Below are 5,603 nucleotides of genomic sequence, written 5' to 3'. Positions count from 1 at the left end.
GGGCGTTGGCCGGCGTTCAGGCGCGGCCGGCGGGCACCATGTCGATGCAGTCCACCGGGCAGGGCGCCACGCACAGGTCGCAGCCCGTGCACCAGTCGGCCAGCACGGTATGCATGCGCTTGTTGGCGCCCACGATGGCGTCCACCGGACAGGCGCGGATGCACAGCGTACAGCCTATGCAGTGGGCCTCGTCGATGCGCGCCACCGTCAGGGGCCCGGGCGAGCCGCGTGCCAGGTCCAGCGGCAGCCGCGCGGTGTCCAGCAGTTCGGCCAGCGCGGCAATGCCTTCGTCGCCGCCCGGCGGGCAACGGTTGATGGAAGCGGTGCCGTCGGCGATGGCCTGCGCATAGGGCTGGCAGCCGTCGTACCCGCACTTGGTGCACTGCGTCTGGGGCAGCAGGGCATCGATGCGGTCGGCAAGGGAAAGACAGGACATGGCGGATGAAGCAGGAACGGGCCGGCGCAGCCCGTAGACGCCGGCGTTATGCCTGGCGGATGAATTCCGCGATTTTAGGACAGATCATCTCGCGCCACCGGCGGCCCGAGAAAATGCCGTAGTGGCCACAGCCTGGCGCGGTGTAGTGCCGCTTGCGGGCCGCCGGTATGCCGGAGCACAGTTTGATGGCGGCGCGGGTCTGGCCCTGGCCCGAAATGTCGTCCAGTTCCCCTTCGACGGTCAGCAGGGCCACCTGCTTGATGTCGGCGGGCCTGACGGGCTGGCCGTCCACGTGCCAAGTGCCATTGGGCAGCTGGAATTCCTGGAACACCACGCGGATGGTGTCCAGGTAGAACTCGGCAGGCATGTCCAGCACTGCGTTGTACTCGTCGTAGAAGCGCCGGTGCGCGGCCGCATCGCTGTCGTCGCCGCGCAGCAGGTCCAGATAAAAATCGTAGTGGGACTTCAGGTGCCGGTCGGGATTCATGGCCACGAAGCCGGCATGCTGCAGGAAACCGGGATACACCCGGCGTCCCGCGCCCGGGTAGCGGGCGGGCACGGTGTCGATCAACTGGCTTTCGAACCAGGAATAGGGCTTGGTGGTGGCCAGCCGGTTCACCTGCGTGGGCGACTGGCGGGGGTCGATGGGCCCGCCCATCATCACCATGCTGCGCGGCTGCAGGGCATCGCCGGCGCTGGCCATCAGCGCAATGGCGGCCAGTACCGGCACCGTGGGCTGGCACACCGAAATCACGTGTACGTCGGGGCCCAGGTGGCGGATGAAGTCCTGGATGGTGCGCACGTAGTCGTCCAGGTGGAAGGGGCCGGCCGATATCGGCACCATGCGCGCATCGATCCAGTCTGTCACGTACACATCGTGGGCGGGCAACAGGGCGCGCACGGTGTCGCGCAGCAGCGTGGCATGGTGGCCGGACAACGGGGCCACCACCAGCACGCGCGGATCATTGCGGCGCACGCCGCGCTGGAAGTGCAGCAGGCGGCAGAAAGGCCGGGCCAGCGCCACGGACTCGGTGACGGGCACCTCATGGCCTTCCACCTGCGTGCTCGGCAAGTTCCACGCCGGTTTCTGGTATTCCTTGCCCAGGCGGTGCATCAGTTCACAGCTGGCGGCCAATTGGCGCGACAAGGGCGTATAGGCCAGCGGGCTGTAGGGGCTGGAGAACAGTTGCGAGCTGGCGTCGGTGAACGCGGCGAAAGGCGTAAGAAACGCCCGCTGCATTTCATGCAAGTGGTACAGCATGTGGAGTTGTCCTGTGCTTAGCGGGGCGGATTATTACCGTCGCGTGTAAGGATATATCCAATTTGTCTGACAACTCGACCCCCGGAGGGCGATTTTGTTGCGTAAAAACGACCAAGCCAGGGTGGCGGCGGGCGCTACCAGTAGTTCTCGACCGCCAGATTGCCCGGGATGCCACGCCGTCCCGGGGCAAAGCCGCGTTCGGAAAGCAGTTTGCGGGCATCGGCCAGCATTGCCGGGTTGCCGCAGAGCATGACCTTGGATCGGGCCGGGTCCAGGGTTTCGCCCGCCAGTTGTTCCAGGCCGCCATCGGCGATCAGGGTGGTCAGGCGGGCCTGGGGCATGCCAGGCAGGGCCTCGCGGGTGGCAATGGGCAGGTAGACCAGCTTGCGCGGGTCTTGCTGGAAGTGTTCGGCGAACTGCGGCTGGCCGTGCCAATGCAGGATTTCGTCGCGGTAGGCCAGTTCGCTGGCCGACCGCACGCCATGGACCAGGATGATGCGACGGAAGGCCTGCCAGGTGGCCGGGTCGCGCAGGATGGACAGGTAGGCCGACAGGCCGGTGCCGGTGGCCAGCAGCCAGAGGTCGCCGCCCGGCGCAAAGCGATCGATAGTAAGGAACCCGAAGGGGTTTTTCTCGATGTACAGGGCGTCGCCGGCCTGCAACTGCGCCAGCCTGGGGCTGAACAGGCCTTCGGGCACCACGATGGAATAGAACTCCAGCCCGGGTTCGTGGGGGGCCGACACCATGGAATAGGCGCGCCAGACAGTGGGCGGGCCGCCGGGATCGTCGGCGCCGGGCAAGCCCACGCGCGCGAACTGCCCGGCCTGGAACTGGAACGCGGGGTCGCGCGTCACGCGCACCGAGAACAACTTGCCGGGAACCCAGGTATGTACCTGGGTGACGGTTTGGCGCGTGTACTTGGAATCAGTCATCTAGCAATATGCAAGGCGCGGCGCGGTTTGCGGCGCGGCTGGCGCCAGCCTATTTTTCCAGGTGCTGCAGCTTGTCCTGCACGCCGTTCCATTCGTCGGCGTCGGGCAGCGGCTTCTTGGCGCGGCTGATGGGGGCGAATTCGGGCGTCAGTTCGGCATTCAGGGCGATGAACTGCACCTGGTCTTCAGGGACGTCTTCTTCGGCATAAATGGCGTTGGCGGGGCATTCGGGAATGCAAACCGCGCAATCGATGCATTCATCGGGGTCGATCACCAGGAAGTTCGGCCCTTCCCGGAAACAGTCTACGGGGCACACGTCGACACAATCGGTGTACTTGCATTTGATACAGTTTTCGGTAACGACGTGCGTCATTCGGGACTCCGCGGACAAGCGACAGCTTCTTTAAACTTTCAGGATTTTACCTAATGCGGCTTCCCGGGGCGACCATAACCCTGGCCGCGGTAGTGCCGGGACCGCCCCGGCCGCAGCGTTTGCTTATGCTATGGTGTGACGAAACGAACCGCGCCCGAACCGCGCCACCATGATAATTACTTCGCTGCTCGACACCGACCTGTACAAATTCAGCATGATGCAGGTGGTTTTGCACCATTTTCCCGCTGCCCAGGTCGAGTATCGCTATAAGTGCCGTACGCCCGGCGTGAATTTGCAGCCTTACCTGGACGAAATCCGGGCCGAGGTGCACGCATTGTGCCAGTTGCGCTTTACCGAGGACGAACTGCAATACCTGGGTAACTTGCGCTTTATCAAAAGCGACTTCGTCGATTTCCTGGGCCTGTTCCATCTGCCTGAACGATGCATTTCGATCAGCGCGGGCGCGCAGCCCGGTGAAATCGACATCACGGTGCAAGGGCCATGGCTGCACACGATTCTGTTCGAGATCCCGGTGCTGGCGATCGTGAACGAAGTCTATTTCCGCAATACGCGGCGCAATCCCGACTGGGAAGAAGGGCGTCAGCGCCTGCAGTCGAAGATGCACCTGGTGCTGGACGACCCGGCCCTGGCCGATTTCCGGGTGGCCGAATACGGCACGCGGCGGCGCTTTTCGAAACAGTGGCACGAGGAAATCGTGTCGACCATGAAGTCCCAGATGGGCGTGCATTTCGCGGGCACCAGCAACGTGCTGCTGGCCATGCGGCACAACGTGCTGCCGCTGGGCACCATGGGCCATGAATACCTGCAGGCTTGCCAGGCGCTGGGGCCGCGCCTGCGCGATTCGCAGGTGTTCGCGCTGGAAGTGTGGGCAAAGGAATACCGGGGCGACCTGGGCATTGCGCTGTCCGACGTGTACGGCATGGACGCCTTCCTGCGCGATTTCGACATGTACTTCTGCAAGCTGTTCGACGGCGCGCGCCACGACTCGGGCGACCCCTTCGTGTGGGGCGAACGCCTGCTGGAACACTACCGCAAGAATCGCGCCGATCCTCGCGCCAAGACGCTGGTGTTCTCGGATTCGCTGACATTCCCGCGCGCCATCGAGTTGGCGCGGCGTTTTTCGGGCCGCTGCAAGGTATCTTTCGGCATCGGCACCAACCTGACCAACGACCTGGGGCACGAGCCGCTGCAGATCGTGATGAAGATGGTTCGCTGCAATGGCCAGCCGGTGGCCAAGGTGTCGGACGCGCCCGAGAAAACCATGTGCGACGATCCGGCCTACCTGGCATACCTGCGGCAGGTATTCCAGCTGCCGCCGGCCTAGGGCCTGGGCGGGTCGCCTTTTCGGCGTGGGCAGGCCCCGCTGCCGCGCCCCGCCTTCGATTTCTTACCAACTGTTCTCTGTGGGGATTATCCAATGAGCAGCATCAAGCGCGTCAATGTGGAAAAGCGGCTGTCCGACATGGCCGTGTACAACGGAGTGGCCTACCTGGCCGGCCAGATACCCGACGATGGCTCGCTGGACATGGAAGGCCAGACCCGCCAGGTGCTGGCCACCATCGACCGCCTGCTGGCCGAAGCCGGCAGCGACAAGAGCAAGATCCTGATGGCCCAGATTTTCGTGGCCAACATGAAAGAGTTCGACGCGATGAACAAGGCCTGGGACGCCTGGGTGGCCGACGGCAATGCGCCGCCGCGCGCCACGGTGGAAGCCCGCCTGGCCAACCCGGACCTGAAGGTCGAGATCGTGGTGACGGCTGCTGTGGGTTGATTTTTGCCAGGGGCCGGGCTCTCTCAGGGGCCGGCCGCGGCTGGGCGGGTGTTTAAGTGGCTGCCCAGGGGTTGTCCCCGGGTTCTTGCGTCGCCTGTCCGTCCTGGGCGTGGGGCCGGGGGAAGCCCGTCGGGCTCGGGCGCATCCAGGCGCCCTCGGCGCGCTGCGCGCGCTACCCCGCCGGTCAACTCGCCCGGCCCCACGCCCAGGACGGACAGGCTGGCGCTGTGCCGCGTTGGCGCAAATTTCTCCCCTTGGCCCCACGGCGGCGTGCTTTCCTCCGCGGCGAGTTTGCGCCGGTACTGCCAGGTATCCGGCTCCCGTCAGGGTGCCGGATACCGTCCAATTGCGACTGTGGTGGCACACAACGGTGTCTGGCACCCTGACGGGAGCCAGACACCCGCGAATGGGCCGGCCATTCCGTCTAATACGTAGTCCCGTGGCGCCCGGGCAGGCGGTGGCGGCGTATTGGGCGGCGGGGCAGCGCGCCTGGATGCGCCCGAGACCGACGGGCTTCGCCCGGCCCCACGTCCAGGACGGACAGGCTGGCGCTGTGCCGCGTTGGTACAAATTTCTCCCTTGGCCCCACGGCGGCGTGCTTTCCTCCGCGGCGAGTTTGCGCCGGCACTGCCAGGTGTCCGGCTCCCGTCAGGGTGCCGGACACCGTCCAATTGAGAATGTGGTGGCATACAACGGCGCCTGGCACCTGACGGGAGCCAGACATCCGCGAACGGGCCGGCCATTCCGTCTAATACGTAGTCCCGTGGCGCCCGGGCAGGCGGTGGCGGCGTATTGGGCGGCGGGGCAGC

5 protein-coding genes and 1 pseudogene are annotated in these 5,603 nt (G+C 65.3%); 2 read left to right on the top strand and 4 right to left on the bottom strand.

What is annotated here, in order from left to right:
• Positions 1-22: 22 nt before the first annotated feature.
• The 4 genes and pseudogenes from LPZ50_RS20940 to fdxA all read right to left on the bottom strand — a co-directional run.
• Positions 23-436: pseudogene (locus LPZ50_RS20940) on the bottom strand (electron transport complex subunit RsxB); the annotation flags it as partial.
• A 46-nt stretch (positions 437-482) separates the two neighbouring features.
• On the bottom strand, positions 483-1,697 hold the full coding sequence (locus LPZ50_RS20935) for a polyhydroxyalkanoate depolymerase (protein ID WP_230664600.1): 1,215 nt from the start codon (positions 1,695-1,697) through the stop codon (positions 483-485).
• Between the two features lie 134 nt (positions 1,698-1,831).
• Positions 1,832-2,629, bottom strand: coding sequence for a ferredoxin--NADP reductase (locus tag LPZ50_RS20930; protein ID WP_230664598.1), 798 nt, complete (start codon positions 2,627-2,629; stop codon positions 1,832-1,834).
• A gap of 49 nt (positions 2,630-2,678) precedes the next feature.
• Positions 2,679-3,002 (bottom strand): ferredoxin FdxA, encoded by a 324-nt coding sequence (gene fdxA / locus LPZ50_RS20925; RefSeq protein WP_230664596.1) that lies wholly within the window; start codon positions 3,000-3,002, stop codon positions 2,679-2,681.
• A gap of 169 nt (positions 3,003-3,171) precedes the next feature.
• Between fdxA and pncB the strand changes: the two genes are divergently transcribed.
• Complete coding sequence (pncB, locus tag LPZ50_RS20920; RefSeq protein WP_230664594.1) at positions 3,172-4,347, top strand: nicotinate phosphoribosyltransferase; 1,176 nt, start codon at positions 3,172-3,174, stop codon at positions 4,345-4,347.
• A gap of 93 nt (positions 4,348-4,440) precedes the next feature.
• A complete protein-coding gene (locus tag LPZ50_RS20915) occupies positions 4,441-4,794 on the top strand; it encodes a RidA family protein (RefSeq protein ID WP_230664592.1) in 354 nt (117 codons plus the stop codon).
• Positions 4,795-5,603 lie beyond the last annotated feature (809 nt).

It is taken from the genome of Bordetella petrii (genome assembly GCF_020991325.1).
In the GTDB taxonomy this organism is placed as follows: Bacteria; Pseudomonadota; Gammaproteobacteria; order Burkholderiales; family Burkholderiaceae_B; genus Bordetella_A; species Bordetella_A petrii_E.
Note: the sequence above shows the minus strand (reverse complement) of the source record. Positions and strands in the feature narration are given on the sequence as shown.

Coding starts and splice junctions, on each gene's coding strand:
- LPZ50_RS20935 (WP_230664600.1), bottom strand. CDS start 1,697: ATGCTGTACCACTTGCATGAAATGCAGCGGGCGTTTCTTACGCCTTTC.
- LPZ50_RS20930 (WP_230664598.1), bottom strand. CDS start 2,629: ATGACTGATTCCAAGTACACGCGCCAAACCGTCACCCAGGTACATACC.
- fdxA (WP_230664596.1), bottom strand. CDS start 3,002: ATGACGCACGTCGTTACCGAAAACTGTATCAAATGCAAGTACACCGAT.
- pncB (WP_230664594.1), top strand. CDS start 3,172: ATGATAATTACTTCGCTGCTCGACACCGACCTGTACAAATTCAGCATG.
- LPZ50_RS20915 (WP_230664592.1), top strand. CDS start 4,441: ATGAGCAGCATCAAGCGCGTCAATGTGGAAAAGCGGCTGTCCGACATG.